This window comes from Microbacterium sp. LMI1-1-1.1 (assembly GCF_040815675.1).
In the GTDB taxonomy this organism is placed as follows: domain Bacteria; phylum Actinomycetota; class Actinomycetes; order Actinomycetales; family Microbacteriaceae; genus Microbacterium.
The window spans coordinates 940,153-958,084 of the sequence record NZ_JBFPNN010000001.1 but is presented as its reverse complement, the minus strand read 5'-3'; the positions used below and the strand labels follow the sequence as shown (position 1 = coordinate 958,084).

Here is a 17,932-nt window from a genome sequence, read left to right as displayed (position 1 = left end):
CGTCGGGCACGCAGCGTCACGAGCGGGCCGGTCATGACCGCTCCGCCGCGGGGCGTCGGGCACGCAGCTTCACGCCGTTGCGGAAGGGGTAGACGAACAGCCACGACACGCGCGTCAGGTACCGCGTCAGCAGGATCGACAGGGCCGTGACCACCGCGGTCATCGCGCCGATGACCAGCAGGCCGCGACCCGGCAGGGAGTCCAGCGCTTCGGGCACGAGGGCCAGCGGGAGCGCGAGCAGCGCGATGACGAAGATGTGGACGAGGTAGATGTTCAACGACCGCACGCCCACGTAGGTCAGCCAGCCGAGCGGCCGCAGCCGCACCAGCCAGGTCGCGAGGGTGAAACCCGCGGCCAGCACGAGCACCTGCCCGACGAGGGCGACCCCCGGGATGCCACCCAGGCGCGGCACGAACGTCGCGACGGCGGCGAACGCGGCGAACCCGACGACGGCCACGACCGTGCCGAGCGGCCCGGTGCGCTCGACCGCCGTGTAGATCCGGCGGTGGAAGTACGCGCCGGCGACGAAGAACACGAGGTACTCGATCATGCGGTTGAGGCCGACGTTGTCCGTGTCGAGCAGCCCGGCGGAGGTGAGGGCGGAGGCGACGGCGGTCAGCGCGAGGAGCACCCAGGGCGGCATCCGTCGGAAGGCCCAGAACACGATCGTGAAGACGAACAGCGCGTAGATGAACCAGTACGAGCTGATGGGCCACACGAGGATGAGCAGCAGCGCGACCGGGTCGTCGGCGGCCTGTCCCGCTCCGTCCGCGCGGACGTTCGGCACGACGAGGTAGAAGAGGAAGCGCAGCACCGACCAGAGCACGTACAGGTACAGGTACTGGCGGAGGCGCCGCCGCCACAGGTCCGCGAAGCTCCATTCGCGCACGCGGGTGTGGAACAGCCCCGAGATGAGGAAGAACGCCGGCATCGGGAACAGGTCGAGCACGATGCGCGCGCGGCCGATGCCGGCGGCATCCACTCCCACCGAGTTCAGGAAGAGCGAGGAGTGGTACGCGACGATCATGATGATCGCCACGCCCTTCACGAGGTCGACCCATTCCCGCCGGCCGACGTCGTCGCGGACCCACCCGCTACGTCGTTGCACGTCCATCGATGCTCCCCCCAGAGCTGTCGGCCCGCACGGCTCCGCCCCCGGCGCCGATGCGGTCGATGTTGACGCGGGCGCGTTCGCGCGCGCGTTCGGTTCCCAGCCGCACCCGTTCCCGGCTGCCGGCGTCGGACAGGACGTCGGCCACGACGGCGCGGATGTCGGCGGACATCCCGGGCCGGGGCGCGACGCAGAGCTGCGGCCAGTCGAACAGCCGCATGAGGCCCTCGACCTTCCCCTGGGACGCGAGCGTGACGGCGGGCACCCCCTGCGCGAGCGACATGACCGCCAGGTGCATCCGGCCGGTGACGACGATCTCGGCCTCGGCGGCCAGGCGCCGGATCACCGACGGCGACAGCATGCCCGCCACGAGCGTCACGCCGTCCGCGCCCACGGCGTCCCGAACGGTCCGGCAGGCGGCACGGTCGTCGGCGCTGTCGCGCAGGACGTGGGGAAGAAGGACGACATGGATGCCACGGGCTCGCAGGTCCGCGACGAGCCCGGCGTACTCGACGCCGTGGTCGACCGTCCGGGCGATGAGCCCGCTCGCGTTGACCAGGGCGTAGGGCCGGGGGAGCGCGGCGAGCTCCGGCGGGAGGTCCACGGCGACGCGCTCGTCGGTGAAGACGATGTCCGCCGTCTCGTGCACGCCCGCCACGCCGAGGTCGCGCACGCGCGCGGCGGAGGCGGGGTCGCGCAGGAGAAGGCGCGCCCCGGCCGCCCCGGCGCGGCGGAGCGCCTCGCGGGCCGGGGCGGGGGCGGCGGGGCTCCAGCTGAAGCCGATGACCGTGGTGTCGAAGCCGAGCTCGGCGGCGACCGCGGCGATCGTGGACCGCCGTACGGACGGGCGCAGGCTGTAGACGCCGTCCATGATGTCCGCGCCGATGATCGACACGGTCGCGGCTTCGCCCAGCAGCCCGCCGAGCGCCCGCACGTCTCCGCGGTGCTCCACGCCGTCGCCGTACAGCAGATGCGGCAGGGCCACCGTCCGCGCGCGCGGCGCGAGATCGGGCGGCAGGACGAAGTCGTCGTCGTGGCGGGTCACGATCGTGACGGGCCGGTCGGCGGCCGCGACGAACGCCTCGAGCATGGCCTGGTCGCCGATGTTGCCCGCGCCGGGCGCGGCGACGAGCAGGTGCGCGCGGTCGCCCGGCCGGCCCGCGGCGGTGCGCAGGGTGCGGGCGAAGCGGCGGGTCGGCAGACCGCTGCGCTGCAGCAGGCCGGACCAGACGCGACGGGCGCGTCGGGGGATGTTGCGGACTCTCATGCGGACTCCGTCTCGAGAGGGGTGGCGGCGCGCGCGCGTCCGAGGTGGCGGCGCAGCGCGAGGATGCCGAGGACGTCGCGCCGGAACGCCGGCACGATCGCGGCGGCGAGGGCGAGCGCGGCGACGAGCACCACCGCGCCGAGGAGCAGGTGCAGCGGCTCGCTCAGTCCGGGCAGCGCCCACGTGGCGGCGGCGGAGAGCCCGGCGGCGGCGCCGTGCACGAGCAGGGTGCGCAGGGCGGCGACGAACAGCGGCCCGGTGGGGGCGATGGTCCCGCGCGTCATCCAGATCAGTCCGATGGGCCAGGCGAGGGCGTTGCCGACCGTGTAGGCCACGGCGACGCCCTCCACGCCCCACGAGGCACCGACGACGATGAGGCCGATGATGAGCGGGCGGGTCGCCACGGTGTACCAGAAGAAGCGCCGCATGAGCCCGAGCGACAGCGACGCCCAGTAGGTCGCGTACGCCGCGGCCTGGAAGAACCCGGCGACGGCGAGGATCTGGAACAGGTGGACGCTCGGCTCCCACTGCGGGCCGAGGGCGACGGCGATGAGCGCGGGCGCCTGCGCGGCGCTGAAGGCGAGCACCCCGGCCACCACGTTCAGCAGCACCACCTGCCCGACCGCGAGGAACCGGGCGTACCGCGCCGGGTCGTCCTGCAGGCGCGACAGGGTGGGCAGCGCGACGCGCGAGGCGGGCGCGTTGATCTGGTTGAGCGGCAGCACCATGAGCTGGAACGCGCGGTTGTAGAACCCCAGCGGCACCGCTCCGTAGAGGCGTCCGATCATGACGCTGTCGATGTTGCGGCTGGCGTAGACGAGGACCTGGGATGCCACGAGGTGGCCGCCGAAGGTGAGCAGGCCCCGCATGGGCTCGCCGCGCCGCGCCAGTCCCGGCCACCAGCCCGCGAGGATCGGCAGCGCGACCGCCTGGAGCAGCACCTGCAGCACCTGCTGCACGACCAGCGCCCAGTAGCCCCATCCCCACGCCGCGAGCGAGAGGGCGACGCCGAGCGCGGTGGCCTGTGCGCCGATCTCGACGGCGGAGAGGGCGACGAACCGGAAGTCGCGGTTCAGGTGCGCGCGGAACTGCGTCGAGAACCCGTTGAGCAGGAACGTGGGCGCGAGGGCGAGCGTGACGGCGACGAGCCGCGGATCGCCGTAGAGCGCCGAGACCGGCACCGCCAGCGCCGCGCAGAGGCAGGTCAGCACGGCGCCGATGCCGAGGTTGATCCAGAAGAGGTTGGACCGCTGTCCGTGCGAGAGGGTGCGTGCCTGGATGGCCGCGCTGGAGAGCCCGAAGTCGCGCACGATCTCGCCGACGCCGACGATCGCGAGCACCATGGCCATGACGCCGTAGTCGCCCGGGGCGAGCAGACGCGCCAGCAGGACGATGCCGACGACCTGGACGAGGATCCGCAGCCCCTGTGCGCCCATGGTCGTGGCCGCGCCGCGCGACGCCGTCCGCCCGAGGCTCTGCGTCGCGGCGGTCATCGCGCGCCGGCGTTCCGGAGGGTCGCGCGCGGCGCCGCGACGGCCGCGGGTCGGGCGACGGCGGCGGGGGAGAGCGGGTCGCGCGTCCGCGTGCCGCCGTGCACGCACAGCAGCGCCAGCACGCCGACGACGACGTGCATGCTGCGGACGGCGTCGAGGGTGTTGAACCCGGCGATCGCCACGACGTAGGCGATGAGGGCGAGCAGCGGACCGAGTGCCCCGGTCAGCGTCGTGCGCCACGCGAGGGCGGCGACGAACAGCACGAAGAGCAGGAGACCCGGGATGCCGATGCTGATCAGCAGCTGCAGGAGGCTGTTCTCGATGATGATCGTGTCGAAGAGGCGGCTGGTCTGACCGGAGGTACCCGGACCCGTGCCGATCCACCCGGAGAAGTCGGCGGCGCGGATCGAGACGTCCACGGCGCGGTCGCGGACCTCGGCGGAGATCCGCGACTCGATCGAGTCGGCGCGTTCGGCCAGCGGACCGAAGTTGAGCACGGCGACGGCCCCGATCGCCGCCACCGCGAGCAGCTGCACCCAGCGGCGCAGGTGGGCCCAGCCGATGAAGAGCGGGCTGAGGAGCACGGCGAAGGCGACGGCGATGCCCAGCGCGGCGAGCGGGCCGCGCGAGACGGTGGCCATGACGCCGGCGGCCGAGATCGCCGCGGCGACGAGCGGCCAGCGTCGGCCCTCCGTCAGCCACGTGCCGAGTCCGAGCGCGGCCGGGATCGTGAGGAACGCCGCGGCGAAGAGCGGGTGCGAGAACGCGCCGCGCGCCCGGTAGACGGAGAACAGCAGGTCCCCGGATGCCGTCCCGTAGAGGGGCGAGAAGCCGAGCACCATCTCGCCGACGACGTACGCCCCCGCGAGGGCGCCGACCACGAGGAGCGTCTTGCGCAACAGGGCGACCTCGCGGCGGGCGTCGAGGACCAGCAGCGGCACGAAGACGCTCGCGACGAACGAGAGGGTCCAGCCGAGCGAGCTCTCTTGCAGGCCGGTCAGCGCCACCGACAGCAGCAGCCAGGTGGTCAGCGCGATCGCCGTGGCGTAGACGGCGTATCGCGCGACGAGGGCGGCGGAGCGCTCCTGCGGCAGACGGCCGCGGTCCTGCGGCCACAGCAGCCGGCGTACCACCCACACCCCGAGCAGGATCGCGAGCGGCGGCAGGGCGTTGAACGGGCCGTCGGAGGGGATGAACCGCGTCGGGAAGAGCGCGAGCACGGCCACCACCACCGACGGCAGCCAGTGGACCGGCACGAGGAAGACCGCCACGGCGACCACGGCCAGAGCCGGGATCAGCACGACGACCTCCGGTCCGGGCTGGTCGAGCGCACGGATGGCCGCTCCCGTCGCACCGATGACGACGACCGCGGCGCCGGCGAGCAGCGCCCACGTCCGTCCGGCGACGCGCGCGGGCGGTCGAGCGACGAGATACGACGACCTGCTCATCCTGAACCGCCCCCCAGCCAACGGATGTGCCTTGCCGCGACAGTATCCGCGCAGGGTAACCGGACTGTTTCCTGCGGATTAATGTCCGTCCGCGCCCCGCCCCGGGCGGGAACGGCCGCGGTCGAAGGGCGGAATCACAGTGTTGTGATTTCGTTATGTGCGGGTGATAATGACCCGAGACAACCGAACAACCGCCATCGCTCCAGACAGGTCGTAGGGGAAGACGTACCTGACGAAGGAGAGACCATGGCGACCACGTCTTCGCGCGGAGTGATCCTGATCCACTCAGCGCCACGCGCGTTGTGCCCCCACCTCGAGTGGGCGGTGGGACGCGCTCTCGGCCGTCCCGTCAACTTCGACTGGGCCGACCAGCCCGTGCTGATGGGCAGCCGTCGCGCGGAGTTCTACTGGGAGGGCCCGGTGGGGTCCGGAGCGGCGTTGGCGAGCGCCATCCGCGGATGGGAGCACCTCCGCTTCGAGGTGAGCGAGGACCCCACGCCCCGCAGCGACGGCGGACGCTGGATGCACACGCCGGGTCTTGGCATCCACTACGCCCAGACGGATGCCGCGGGCAACGTCGTCATCGGCGAGGACCGCGTGCGCTACGCGCTGGAGGTCGCCGCCGGCGACGCGTTCGAGCTGCAGCGCGAGCTCGACATCGCCCTCGGCTCGGCCTGGGACGAGGAGCTCGAGCCGTTCCGCCACGCCGGCGACGACCAGCAGATCGTCTGGCTGCACAAGGTCGGCTGAGCCGGCCCCTGATCGTCGGACGGGGGAGGCACCACTACCGGAGGCCGGTGACCGCTCCCCGGCACCGGGACCGTGTATCCCTCGTCCGATACCACGAACGCCCCCGCCATCCCCGAGCTCGTCGGGGGATGACGGGGGCGTTCGACGTGGTCAGACCGACGCGATCGCGACGACGGCGTTGTGACCGCCGAAGCCGAAGGAGTTGCTGATCGCCAGCTGGTCGCCCGAGCCGAGCTCGACCGGCGAGCCGGACAGCGCGAACGGCACGGCCGGGTCCTGCTCGGTGAGGTTGATGGTCGGCGGGGCGACGCGGTTCTTCAGGGCGAGGACGGTGAAGATCGCCTCGAGCGCGCCCGTGCCGCCGAGGAGGTGACCCGTGGACGCCTTGGTCGCCGACACCGGGATCTCGTCGACGCGGTCGCCGAAGACGGCGCGCAGCGCCTGGTACTCGTTCGGGTCGCCGACCGGGGTCGAGGTGGCGTGCGCGTTGATGTGCGTGACGTCGTCCACCGAGGCGTCGGCCATCTCGAGCGCCATGCGGACGGCGCGTGCGGCGCCGCGGCCCTCGGGGTCGTTGGCCGTGATGTGGTACGAGTCCGCGGTGACCCCGCCGCCCACGATGGAGGCGTAGATCTTCGCGCCGCGGGCCTTCGCGTGCTCCTCGGTCTCGAGGATCAGCACGCCCGCGCCCTCGCCCATGACGAAGCCGTCGCGGTCGACGCTCGCCGGACGGGACGCCGTCTCGGGGGTGTCGTTCCGCTTGGACAGCGCCTGCATCGAGGCGAACGACGCGATCGTGATGGGGTGGATCGCGCTCTCGGTGCCGCCGGCGATGACGACGTCGGCGAGACCGTCGCGGATGTGCTGGACGGCGTTGACGATCGACTCGGTGCTCGAGGCGCAGGCCGAGGCGACCGTACGGGCGAAGGCCCGTGCGTTGAAGTGCAGCGAGAGGTTGCCGGCCGCGGCGTTCGGCATCAGCATGGGCACCGTCATCGGCATGACGCGGCGGGGGCCCTTCTCCCGCAGGACGTCCCACGCGTCCAGCAGCGTCCACACGCCGCCGATGCCGGTGGCGAAGTCGACGCCGAGGCGCTCGGGGTCGATCTCGGGCGCGCCGGCGTCCTCCCACGCTTCCTTCGCGGCGACCATGGCCAGCTGCGAGGAGGGGTCGAGGCGCTTCGCGACGGGGCGCTCGAGGACCGTCTCGGGCCGCACGAGGGCCTCGGCGGCGAAAGTGACGGGGAGCTGGTACTTCTCGACCCACTCGTGCTCGAGGGTGCGGGCGCCGGAGGCGCCGTCCAGCAGGGCGGACCAGCTCTCGGGCGCGGTGCCGCCGATGGGCGAGGTCGCACCGATACCGGTGACGACGATGCGGGATGTGCTCATGGGGAAAGATCCTCGGTCTGACCGGTGGGGGCCGCAGCCCCCACCGGGAGAGTCACGACTGGTTCGACGAGATGTAGGTGACGGCGTCGCCGACGGTCTTGAGGTTCTTGACCTCGTCGTCGGGGATGGTGACGCCGAACTTCTCCTCGGCGTTGACGACGATCGTCATCATCGAGATCGAGTCGATGTCGAGGTCGTCGGTGAACGACTTCTCGAGGGCGACCTCGTCGGCCGAGATGCCGGTCTCGTCGGTGATCAGTTCGGCCAGGCCGGCGAGGACCTCGTCGTTGGTGAAAGCCATGGGTTGCTCCTGTTCTTGGGGATTCGGCCCTGGTCGCGGGCCTGGATCAGTTTAGGGTTCGGGGCCCGCGTGTCACGGGAGGACGACGACCTGCGCGCCGAAGACGAGACCGGCGCCGAAGCCGATCTGCAGGGCCAGGCCGCCGCTCAGCTCGGGGTGCTCGGCGAGCAGCCGGTGGGTGGCGAGGGGGATGGATGCCGCCGAGGTGTTGCCCGTCGTCTCGATGTCGCGACCGATGACGACGCTCTCGGGCAGGCCCAGCTGCTTGGCGAACTCGTCGATGATCCGCATGTTGGCCTGGTGCGGGACGAAGGCGGCCAGGTCGGAGGCCTCCACGCCGGCGGCCTCGAGCGCCTGGCGCGCGACCTTGACCATCTCCCACACGGCCCAGCGGAAGACCGTGGGGCCCTCCTGGCGCAGCGTGGGCCACGGTGCGGAACCGTCGCGGAAGTCGGTGAGGGTGTGGTTCATCCCCACCGCATCCGCCTTCGAGCCGTCGGACCCCCAGACGGTGGGGCCGATGCCGGGGGTGTCGCTCGGGCCGACGACGACAGCGCCGGCGCCGTCGCCCAGCAGGAAGGAGATGCTGCGGTCGGTCGGATCGACGATGTCGCTGAGCTTCTCGGCGCCGACGACGACGACGTGCTTCGCGAGACCGCCGCGCACCAGGGCGTCGGCCTGGGCGACGCCGTAGGCGAAGCCGGCGCAGGCGGCGTTGACGTCGTAGGCGGCCGCCGGGTTGGCGCCGATGCGGTCGGCGACGATGGCCGAGGCCGAGGGCGTCTGCTTCGGGTTGCTGATGGTCGCGACGATGACCGCGTCGATGTCGGACGGAGCGACGCCGGACTTCTCCACGGCTTCCTGCGCGGCGGCGGCGGCGAGGTCGATGGCATCCGTCGTCTTGTCCGCGCGGACGCGCGTGACGATGCCGGTGCGCTGGCGGATCCACTCGTCGCTGGAGTCGATCGGGCCGACGAGATCCTCGTTCGGGACGGCGTTCTCGCCGCGGGCGGCGCCGTACGCGTAGATGCGCGTGTGCGCGGGGCCCTGCAGCTGACGGAGGGTGGGGGTGCTCATGCCTGGTCTTCTTTCAGGAGTGAGACGGCCGCGTCGAGGTCGTCGGGGGTCTTGACCGCCACGGTCGGCGTGCCGCGCAGCGCGCGCTTGGCGAGCCCCGTCAGCGCGCCGGCGGGCGCGAGCTCGATGATGCCGGTGACGCCCTGCGCGGCGAACGACGCCATGCAGCGGTCCCAGCGGACGGGGGAGGCGACCTGCGCGACGACGAGGTCGAGGGCGCGGCGGCCGTCGTCGACGGTCGAGCCGTCGGAGTTCGTCCACAGGGTCGTGTCGGGGGCCGCCGTCTCGACGGTCGCGGCGGCGTCGCGGAGGGCCGCGACGGCGGGCTCCATGAAGCGCGTGTGGAAGGCGCCGGCGACCTGCAGGGGGATGACGCGCGTCCCGCGCGGTGCGTCCGCGGCGAGCTCGGCCAGTGCCGGCAGCTCGCCCGCGGCGACGATCTGGCCGCCGCCGTTGTAGTTGGCGGGGGTGAGGCCGAGCGCGTCGAGGCGCTCGAGCACGGCGCTCTCGTCGCCGCCGACGACGGCGCTCATGCCGGTCTCGACGGTCTGTGCAGCCTCGGCCATGGCGCGGCCGCGCAGGCCCACGAGGCGCAGGGCGTCGGCGTCGGACAGGACCCCGGATGCCGCCAACGCGGCGATCTCGCCGACGGAGTGCCCGGCCACGCCGGACGGGCGCGGACCGGCGGCGGTGAGGGCCGCCCACGACAGCAGGGACGCCGCGACGATGAGCGGCTGCGCGACGCTGGTGTCGCGGATGCGGTCGGCGTCCCACTCGGTCCCGGCGGCGACCAGGTCGACGCCCGCCTGGTCGGAGTAGGCCTCGAGGCGCTCGCGGGCGCCGTCGATCTCGAGCCAGGGGGAGAGGAACCCGGGGGTCTGCGAACCCTGTCCGGGGAAGACGGCGATGATCACCCGTCCATCCTGTCAAGGATCCGGCCGACGCTTCTGGAGATATCGGCACAAGAAAGCGGCGTGTCTTTGTGCGCGCCGTGCATCGACGCGGTCCTCGCGCCGGGACGGCGGGTCAGGAGAGGCTGTGCCGGCGTGCGCCCGCGCCGCGTCGGCGGGTGGCATCCGTGCCGATGGAGCCGAGGATCAGCGCGGTCTGGAGGATTAACGCCTCGCGCGGGCCGGTGGCATCCCACCCGATCACCTCGGACACGCGCTTGAGGCGGTAGCGGACGGTGTTGGGGTGCACGAAGAGCTCGCGGGCGGTCGCCTCGAGGGACCGGCCGTTGTCGAGGTAGCTCCACAGGGTGGAGACGAGGTCGGCGCTGTGGGCCTGCAGCGGGCGGTACACGCGTTCGACGAGGGTGAGCTTGGCGACCGGGTCGCCCGCGAGGGCGCGCTCGGGAAGGAGGTCGTCGGCCTCGACCGGGCGGGGGGCGTTGCGCCACGCGCGCGCCACCGCGAATCCGGCGAGGGCGGCGCGGGCGCTCTGCCCGGCGTCGACGAGCGCCGCCACGGCCGGCCCGAGGACGAGATGTCCGCCGCCGAAGCCCGGTTCGAGCCGCTTGGCGATGTCGGTGAAGGGCAGCTCGGTGATCTCGTCGGCCCCACGGGCGGGGAGGTCGGCGCGGCCGATGACGAGCACCAGACGGGAGCCCTGCACCCCGATGAGGACGTCGACGCCGAGCTTGCGGGCCGTGCGCCGCACCTGGTCGACGTCGAGGAGACGCGGGGTGGTGCCCACGAGCACCGCGACCTCGCCGTGGCCGTGCCACCCGAGGGCCGCGATACGGCTGGGCAGCTCCTCGTCGGCCTCGCCCGTGAGGATCGAGTCGACGACGAGCGCCTCCAGGCGCGCGTCCCACAGTCCGCGCGCCTCGGCGGCCCGGGCGTAGACGTCGGCGGCGGCGAAGGCGACCTCGCGCGAATACGAGAGCATCGCCTCGCGCACCTTCTCGCTGCGGCCGGCGACGCGCTCCTCCATCACCTCGACGGTGACGCGGACCAGCTGGAGCGTTTGCGTGAGGCTGACGCTGCGCAGCAGTTCGCGCGGGGCGGCGGCGAAGATGTCCGCGGCGATGGCCGGGGTCGAGGCGGGCTCCTCGAACCACTTCAGGAACGACGTGATGCCCGCCTGCGCGACCAGTCCGACAGCGGACCGGCGCGCAGGGGGCATCTCGGCGTACCAGGGCAGCGTCTCTTCGAGACGCTGGATGGTCGCGGTCGCGAGGTCACCCGAGATACGGCGCAGCCACGCCAGCGTCTCGGCCTTGTCCTGCGCGGCCGCGGTGTCGGTCACGCGATCAGGCCTCGCCGCCCGCGTTGCCGCTGGTCCCGGCGTTGACGTCGTGCAGGCGGTACTTCTCGATCGCCTGGCCGACGACGGCGCGGTCGACCTTGCCCTCCTCGGCCAGCGCCTGCAGGGCGCGGACCGCGAGCGACGGACCGTCGATCTTGAAGAACCGGCGCGCGGCCGCACGGGTGTCCGAGAAGCCGAAGCCGTCGGCGCCGAGCGTCCAGTAGTTCTGCGGGACCCACGGACGGATCTGGTCCTGGACCGCGTGCATCCAGTCGCTGACCGCGACGACGGGACCCTGGGCCTCCTTGAGCTTGTCGGTCAGGTAGGCGACGCGCGGCTCCTGGTCGGGGTGGAGGAAGTTGTGCTCGTCGGCGGCGAGGCCGTCGCGGCGCAGCTCGGTCCACGAGGTCACCGACCACACGTCGGCGACGACGCCCCAGTCCTCCTTGAGGAGGCGCTGGGCCTCGAACGCCCACGGCACACCGACGCCCGAGGCGAGCAGCTGGGTGCGGGGACCGTCGCCCTCGCCGGAGGAGACGTGGTGGATGCCGCGGACGATGCCGTCGACGTCGACCCCCTCGGGCTCGGCCGGCTGCACGAGCGGCTCGTTGTAGACCGTCATGTAGTACATGACGTTCGGGTCCGGGTGCTCCCCGCCGTACATGCGCTCCAGGCCGGAGCGCACGATGTGCGCGATCTCGTAGCCGTAGGCCGGGTCGTACGACACGGTCGCCGGGTTGGTCGAGGCGAGCAGCTGCGAGTGGCCGTCGGCGTGCTGCAGGCCCTCACCGGTCAGGGTGGTGCGGCCGGCGGTGGCGCCGATGATGAAGCCGCGCGCCATCTGGTCGCCCGCCGCCCACTGGGCGTCGCCCGTGCGCTGGAAGCCGAACATCGAGTAGAAGACGTAGACGGGGATCAGCGGCTCGCCGTGCGTGGCGTACGAGGTGCCCGCCGCGGTGAAGGCGGCGAGGGCGCCGGCCTCGTTGATGCCGACGTGGATGATCTGACCCTCGGGGCTCTCCTTGTACGCGAGCAGCAGCTCGCGGTCCACGGAGGTGTAGTGCTGGCCCTTGGGGTTGTAGATCTTCGCCGTCGGGAAGTACGCGTCCATGCCGAACGTGCGCGCCTCGTCGGGGATGATCGGCACGATGCGGTGACCGAAGCCCTTGACGCGCAGCAGGTCCTTCAACAGGCGGACGAACGCCATCGTCGTGGCGACCTCCTGCGTGCCCGAGCCCTTCTTGGGCAGCTGGTACGCGGCGTCGCCGGGCAGCTCCAGGCCGACGTGCGTCGAGCGGCGCTCGGGCAGGAACCCGCCGAGCGAGCGGCGACGCTCCAGCATGTACTGGATCGTCTCGTCCTTCTCACCGGGGGTGTAGTACGGCGGCTGGTACGGGTTCTCCTCGAGCTGCGCGTCGGACACCGGGATGTCCATCGCGTCGCGGAACGCCTTCAGGTCGTCGAGGGTCATCTTCTTCATCTGGTGGGTCGCGTTGCGGCCCTCGAAGTGCGGACCCAGGCCGTAGCCCTTGATGGTCTTGGCGAGGATGACGGTCGGCTGGCCCTTGTGCTCCTTGGCCGCCTTGAACGCCGCGTAGACCTTGCGGTAGTCGTGGCCACCGCGCTTGAGGCCCCAGATCTGCTCGTCCGAGTAGTCCTTGACGAGCTCGAGCGCGCGGGGGTCGCGGCCGAAGAAGTTCTCGCGGACGTACGCGCCGTTCTCGGCCTTGTACGTCTGGTAGTCGCCGTCGGGCGTGCTGTTCATGAGGTTCAGCAGCGCACCGTCGGTGTCGCGGGCGAGCAGGTCGTCCCACTCGCGGCCCCAGACGACCTTGATGACGTTCCAGCCGGCACCGCGGAAGAAGCTCTCGAGCTCCTGGATGATCTTGCCGTTGCCGCGGACGGGGCCGTCGAGGCGCTGCAGGTTGCAGTTGACGATGAAGGTCAGGTTGTCCAGGCCCTCGTTCGCCGCGACCTGGAGCTGTCCGCGGCTCTCGACCTCGTCCATCTCGCCGTCGCCGAGGTACGCCCAGACGTGCGAGTCCGACACGTCCTTGATGCCGCGGTTGCTGAGGTACTTGTTCGACATGGCCTGGTAGATCGCGTTGATCGGGCCCAGACCCATCGACACCGTCGGGAACTGCCAGAAGTCCGGCATGAGACGGGGGTGGGGGTAGGAGGGGATGCCGTTCGGCGCCGCGGACTTCTCCTGGCGGAAGCCGTCGAGCTGCGCCTCGGTGAGGCGGCCCTCGAGGAACGCGCGGGCGTAGGTGCCGGGGGAGGCGTGGCCCTGCACGAAGATCTGGTCGCCGCCGGACGGGTCGTCGAGGCCGCGGAAGAAGTGGTTGAAGCCCACCTCGTACAGCGCCGCCGACGAGGCGTACGTCGAGATGTGGCCGCCGACGCCGATGCCGGGGCGCTGCGCACGGTGCACGGTGACCGCGGCGTTCCAGCGGATCCACTTGCGGTAGCGGCGCTCCAGCTCCTCGTCACCGGGGAACTCGGGCTCGCTGTCGCGCGCGATGGTGTTGATGTAGTCGGTGGTCGGCACCATCGGCACGCCGAGGTGCAGCTCCTTCGAGCCCTTGAGCAGGCTCAGCATGATCTCGCGGGCGCGAGCCGGACCCTTCGCCTGGACGAGCTGACGGAGGGATTCCTTCCACTCCTCGGTCTCTTCCGGGTCGCTGTCCTGCGGCCCCTGCGAATACGGATCCTGATCGTGAACAGTCACGGAAGACCTTTCGTCGTCTGGCAGGTCATGCCAGAGAATCGCCATACGCGTGCGGCAACCCTTGTCTGCTCCGCACAATTCACCAGCGTCCAGCCTAGCGAGTCGGCGGCGCTCCGGTCGTGCGGTCCTCCACCCGCGGGTGTCGGGGCGGATGGATGCCTCGACGTCGAGGCATCCATTCTCCGGAATCGACCGCTCTCGCCCGTCCGCCGTCCCGCTCGCGCGAGCGTTTACCGGCGTGCGACGGCGGGCCGCCGCGTGCTCGATACTGATCGCGTGACCACGAGCGACGCGCCCGACCTCCCTCGGGAGGACGCGCCGAAGACGCGGCGGGCCTGGCGCGCCCGGACCGGGGCGTTACCCCGGCGTGCCCCGGTCGGGTGGGAACTCTTCGAATGGGTCTCCGCCGTCCCGATCGTCGCCTTGGTGGGGGGAGGGTTCGGGGGGACGCGCCGCTTTTCCATGACGCCAGAGGCGTCGTGGACCTGGATCCTCGCGGCCGCTGCCATCAGCACGCTCGTCTGCGTCATCGTCGCCTTGCGACGGATGACGGTGACGTCGATGCAGGAAAGACGGGCGTATCCGCGACTGATGTTCGGAACTGCCCTCGCCGCGGCCGTGTTCTCGCCCACGCTGGCATGGGTGCGCTTCAAGGGGGAGCTGGTGCCACCGGCCGGGACGGCCATCGCGGTGTGCGCGGTCCTCGTCGCAGTCTGCGTCGGGTGCCTCGTCGTCACGCGGAGAACATGACCTCACCGAGCCGGGTGCTTTGTCGGTAAACGCTCTGCGCCGGGGGAAACGCCGTGCCACGGCGTTTCCCCCGCGCGCGAGCGTTCACTGGACCAGCGGAAGCGAGCGGTGGGCCCTGCCGGGATCGAACCGACGACATCCACGGTGTAAACGTGGCGCTCTACCAGCTGAGCTAAAGGCCCTGGAGTCCCCGAGTCTAGCCCGGGACGCACCCCTTCCTCAGGCGAGGGCCCGCGTGCTCAGCAGGGCGAGCCGGTCGAAGACGACGGCCGTCGGTTCGGCGCGGAGCGGATGGATGCCATCGACCGGCGCTCCGATCCGGAGCCAGCCGCGTGACGGCGAGACCACGTCGTACAGGTCGCCGTCGTCGCCGCGGATCAGGACCTCGGTCCAGGGTTCGACGGCGCCGTCGGTGGCCCCGATGTGCGCGGCGAGCTCGTCGGCGGCGATCTGCTCGTCCGGCTCGCTCACGGGCCAGCCGGGGGTGACACCGAGCCAGGCGGCCACGAACACCGGCATGTGATCGGGGTCGAGGACCACCGCGTGTCGCGAGGCCGTGTCAGCAGGGCCGCCGACGTCTTCGGACAGCGCCGGGTCGTGCAGGACGAGCACGCCGCGCGGACCCGCATACGCGATCAGCAGCGCGGCGCGATCCCCCCGGCGCGCCTGGACGGTCGCGATGTGCCGCTTCGCGGCGAGGGCCGCTCCAGCAGCCGAACCGTCCCGTGTCAGCCGACCGTCGTCGTCGATCCACCCGGCATCGCGAAGCTCGTGCGCCGAAGCGGTCCCGCGGTCGCGGCGGGCGAGGACGCCGTGGGCCGCACCGATGCGCGATCTCGCCGTTCCGGTGAGCACCGCCTGCAGCGCGTCGGGCGACAGACGCGGCGCCGCGGAGGCGAACGCCGGCGCCGGGATGTCGTCGAGGGACTCGATCGGATTTCCGACACGGGCGGTCACGACGGCATCCAGCGGAGCGTCACCGGCGCGGGCCGCCGCCTCCGCGGTCTCCGCCGGGTCGGTGGTGAGCGCCAGGTGGGCGGCGATCCCGTCGAAGACCGGGGAGTACCCGGTCCACTGGGAGGGGACGCAGCTGGCCGACAGGTGCACGTGATGACTTCCGGTGGCCCACACCCACTTGGCGACGACGACATCTCGTCCGTCGTCGCCCGGGTAGGCGAAGATGATGCGTCGACCGCGGGCGGGGGACTCGTCGGGCGAGGGATGCCACAGGTCGACCGCGATCATGTACGCGCCGTCGTGCTGGGCACCGGCGGCTCGGACCGCCGCCGCCGCGGCATCCGTCAGGGGAGCGGTGCTCGCCACCGAGGTCAGCACGAGGTTGGGAACGAATCCGTCCGGGCGTTCGACCGGTGTCAGGACGAGGTCGGCCCCGTCGAACGCGGACGTCTCGAGCCAGTCCGGGTGGGTGACGTGCGCATGGGGCGTCTCCGCGACGAGGAGGGCGGACTCGCGACTGGCGGGACCGGTCGAGAACTTCATGGGCGACCCTTCGGACGCACGTCGTCGCCGCGAAGCACGCGGTACCACGCGGGCAGGAGGAAGGGCGGGAGCCAGAAGAAGCCGACGATGGCCACGACCAGCAGCACCGCCGCGACCGCCAGGAGGACGAGCAGGAGCGGGCGGGAAGCCGCAGCGATGGAGGTGGCGACCGACGCCGTCGTGAACGACAGGCCGAGCCACAGCCACGCGAAGCCGATGGTGCTTCCGTACCCGCGGCGGACGCGGATCCAGCCTTTCCACACGCCGCTGTAGGCCACCACGCCGAGCGCGAGGAAGGCGATGCCGACGATCAGGCCGGCGGTCACAGCTGGTCTCCGGCGGGTCCGTGCGCCGCACCCAGCGGACCCGGCGCCATGATGGTCTCGTTCTCGCCGCGGATGCTGTCCACCGCTCTCTGCGACACCTGCTGTCCTCCCCATCCACCGGCGACGCCGCCGATCACCCCACCCACGATGCCGCCGATGATCGTCCCGGGTCCCGGGAACACCGACCCGATGCTCGCGCCGAGCAGCGCACCGCCCCACGCGCCGCCGGCGCCGCCGGCGACAGAGCTCGTGCCGACGACGGCCGTGTCCACCCACGCCTCCTGCTGACGCTGTTCCTCGCTCCAGTCCGGGTGGCGGGTGAGCGTGTCGTTGTAGCTCTCGCCGTAGACGCTCCAGTAGGTCAGGCCCGCACCCACCACCGACAGCGCCTTACCGGCGTGCCCGGCCCAGGCGGGCGGCGTCCCGATCTCGGCGGGGGCGAACTTCGGCTGCCCGTTCCAGCCCGGCAGGCCGCCGAGCGCCGGGGGAGCGTCGGGCAGGAGGTTGCTCTCCAGCATCCACGTGCCGGACGGGCGCTGCACCCAGATCTGCCCGTCGATGCGGGAGCGGGGCCAGGTGGGCTCCAGATCGCCCGCGGTGAGCCGGATCTCGTCCGGCAGCATCGCCCCCGGGCCGGGCACCATCAGCGTGCCGCGGTAGCGCTGCAGCAGCTCGCTCGCGAGACCCTGGACCGCCGACCCGGCGTTGCCGGTCACGATCTCGAGACCGTCGTTCATCACCCACGTCGTCGACGTGCGCAGCGCCCGCAGGGCCCGGGCGCAGTCCTCGTCGGCGGCGGCGGCGTCGGCGTCGAAGGTCCGGCGTGCGCGGGCGACCTCGGCGACGGTCGGGGCCTCCGGGTCGCGCTCCTCGAGCGGGAGGTCGATCTCGCGCTCGACCACCGCGAGATCGGAGACGATGGCCGCGCGGCGGGTCTCCAGTGAGGCGAGGGCCTCTGCATACGTCCGCAGCGCGCTCACCGCCGACGACAGCGCGGTCGCAAGCTCATCGGCGGCGGGCGACACGGATGCCAGGGCGCCGTAGGCCGTCTGTGCTTCCGGCGCCTCGTACACGGCGCTCAGCCCGCTCCACGAGCTCGTGACGTCGGAGACGGCGTCGTCGAGCCCGTCGAGGGCAGCGGACAGCGTGTCCGCGGCGGCCGAGACGTCGGCGGACCGCGGGATCGTCGCGGGAGCGACGCTCACGGCTTGGACCCGTTCATCGTCGCCTGCGTCTGGGCGGCCATGTCGTAGTCCGCCTGCTCGTAGAGGGCGACGACCCCTTCCGTCGTCTCCGTCACGGTGCTGATGTGCCGCCGGATGCCCGCGAGGCGGATGAGGAACGGGTCGGCGGCGACCTCTGCCAGCGCCGTGGCGGTCTCACCCGCTCCCACGGCGCTCTGCGCCGACTCGAAGGCGTCCGCGGTGGTGATCACGACGGCGTCGATCGCGGACGCGTGCTCGTCCGTGGCACGGCAGACGGCGCGCGCCTGCGCAGGGTCGATGCTCCAGGTCACGGTGATGGCATCCATTCATCCGG

The 17,932-nt window shown here is 72.1% G+C and carries 16 protein-coding genes and 1 tRNA gene; 2 read left to right on the top strand and 15 right to left on the bottom strand.

Annotated elements, in window-relative coordinates:
* Positions 1-31: 31 nt before the first annotated feature.
* Genes MRBLMI1_RS04495 through MRBLMI1_RS04480 form a run of 4 tightly spaced genes read right to left on the bottom strand, consistent with a single transcriptional unit; the run spans position 32 to position 5,319 of the window.
* Entirely contained in the window at positions 32-1,114 is a 1,083-nt protein-coding gene (locus MRBLMI1_RS04495; RefSeq protein ID WP_367726954.1) for an acyltransferase family protein, read from the bottom strand.
* Positions 1,095-2,378, bottom strand: a complete 1,284-nt coding sequence (locus tag MRBLMI1_RS04490; RefSeq protein ID WP_367726953.1) for a polysaccharide pyruvyl transferase family protein — start codon at positions 2,376-2,378, stop codon at positions 1,095-1,097. The genes MRBLMI1_RS04495 and MRBLMI1_RS04490 overlap by 20 nt, the downstream gene beginning before the upstream one ends.
* The gene (locus MRBLMI1_RS04485; RefSeq protein WP_367726952.1) at positions 2,375-3,871 is read right to left on the bottom strand and encodes a lipopolysaccharide biosynthesis protein; all 1,497 of its coding nucleotides are present in this window, start codon (positions 3,869-3,871) and stop codon (positions 2,375-2,377) included. Before MRBLMI1_RS04485 ends, MRBLMI1_RS04490 begins: the two co-directional genes overlap by 4 nt.
* Positions 3,868-5,319: an O-antigen ligase family protein gene (locus MRBLMI1_RS04480; protein WP_367726951.1), complete on the bottom strand. Its 1,452-nt coding sequence runs from the start codon at positions 5,317-5,319 to the stop codon at positions 3,868-3,870. The genes MRBLMI1_RS04485 and MRBLMI1_RS04480 overlap by 4 nt, the downstream gene beginning before the upstream one ends.
* 246 nt (positions 5,320-5,565) lie before the next feature.
* Between MRBLMI1_RS04480 and MRBLMI1_RS04475 the strand changes: the two genes are divergently transcribed.
* Positions 5,566-6,069, top strand: a complete 504-nt coding sequence (locus MRBLMI1_RS04475) for a DUF3145 domain-containing protein (RefSeq protein ID WP_367726950.1) — start codon at positions 5,566-5,568, stop codon at positions 6,067-6,069.
* A gap of 150 nt (positions 6,070-6,219) precedes the next feature.
* Here the strand turns inward: MRBLMI1_RS04475 and MRBLMI1_RS04470 are convergent, their stop codons facing one another.
* From MRBLMI1_RS04470 to aceE, 6 genes are all read right to left on the bottom strand, one after another.
* Entirely contained in the window at positions 6,220-7,458 is a 1,239-nt protein-coding gene (locus MRBLMI1_RS04470) for a beta-ketoacyl-[acyl-carrier-protein] synthase family protein (protein ID WP_367726949.1), read from the bottom strand.
* Positions 7,459-7,510: 52 nt separating this feature from the next.
* Positions 7,511-7,759, bottom strand: a complete 249-nt coding sequence (locus MRBLMI1_RS04465) for an acyl carrier protein (protein WP_128216336.1) — start codon at positions 7,757-7,759, stop codon at positions 7,511-7,513.
* Positions 7,760-7,831: 72 nt separating this feature from the next.
* Complete coding sequence (locus MRBLMI1_RS04460; protein ID WP_367726948.1) at positions 7,832-8,836, bottom strand: beta-ketoacyl-ACP synthase III; 1,005 nt, start codon at positions 8,834-8,836, stop codon at positions 7,832-7,834.
* Positions 8,833-9,750, bottom strand: a complete 918-nt coding sequence (locus MRBLMI1_RS04455; RefSeq protein WP_367726947.1) for an ACP S-malonyltransferase — start codon at positions 9,748-9,750, stop codon at positions 8,833-8,835. Before MRBLMI1_RS04455 ends, MRBLMI1_RS04460 begins: the two co-directional genes overlap by 4 nt.
* Positions 9,751-9,862: 112 nt before the next feature.
* Positions 9,863-11,086: a PucR family transcriptional regulator gene (locus tag MRBLMI1_RS04450; RefSeq protein ID WP_367726946.1), complete on the bottom strand. Its 1,224-nt coding sequence runs from the start codon at positions 11,084-11,086 to the stop codon at positions 9,863-9,865.
* Positions 11,087-11,090: 4 nt separating this feature from the next.
* Entirely contained in the window at positions 11,091-13,817 is a 2,727-nt protein-coding gene (aceE, locus tag MRBLMI1_RS04445; RefSeq protein WP_367726945.1) for a pyruvate dehydrogenase (acetyl-transferring), homodimeric type, read from the bottom strand.
* Between the two features lie 276 nt (positions 13,818-14,093).
* On the opposite strand from aceE, the gene MRBLMI1_RS04440 reads away from it, so the two are divergent.
* The gene (locus tag MRBLMI1_RS04440) at positions 14,094-14,567 is read left to right on the top strand and encodes a hypothetical protein (RefSeq protein WP_367726944.1); all 474 of its coding nucleotides are present in this window, start codon (positions 14,094-14,096) and stop codon (positions 14,565-14,567) included.
* Between the two features lie 109 nt (positions 14,568-14,676).
* Here MRBLMI1_RS04440 and MRBLMI1_RS04435 read toward each other — a convergent pair.
* From MRBLMI1_RS04435 to MRBLMI1_RS04415, 5 genes are all read right to left on the bottom strand, one after another.
* A tRNA-Val gene (locus MRBLMI1_RS04435) sits at positions 14,677-14,749 on the bottom strand.
* Positions 14,750-14,786: 37 nt separating this feature from the next.
* Positions 14,787-16,067 carry a hypothetical protein gene (locus MRBLMI1_RS04430; protein WP_367726943.1) on the bottom strand — a complete coding sequence of 427 codons (1,281 nt, stop codon included), beginning with the start codon at positions 16,065-16,067 and terminating at the stop codon, positions 14,787-14,789.
* Entirely contained in the window at positions 16,064-16,393 is a 330-nt protein-coding gene (locus MRBLMI1_RS04425; protein ID WP_367726942.1) for a hypothetical protein, read from the bottom strand. The genes MRBLMI1_RS04430 and MRBLMI1_RS04425 overlap by 4 nt, the downstream gene beginning before the upstream one ends.
* Positions 16,390-17,598: a WXG100 family type VII secretion target gene (locus MRBLMI1_RS04420; RefSeq protein WP_367726941.1), complete on the bottom strand. Its 1,209-nt coding sequence runs from the start codon at positions 17,596-17,598 to the stop codon at positions 16,390-16,392. The genes MRBLMI1_RS04425 and MRBLMI1_RS04420 overlap by 4 nt, the downstream gene beginning before the upstream one ends.
* On the bottom strand, positions 17,595-17,924 hold the full coding sequence (locus MRBLMI1_RS04415) for a DUF6507 family protein (protein WP_367726939.1): 330 nt from the start codon (positions 17,922-17,924) through the stop codon (positions 17,595-17,597). Before MRBLMI1_RS04415 ends, MRBLMI1_RS04420 begins: the two co-directional genes overlap by 4 nt.
* Between the last annotated feature and the right edge of the window lie 8 nt (positions 17,925-17,932).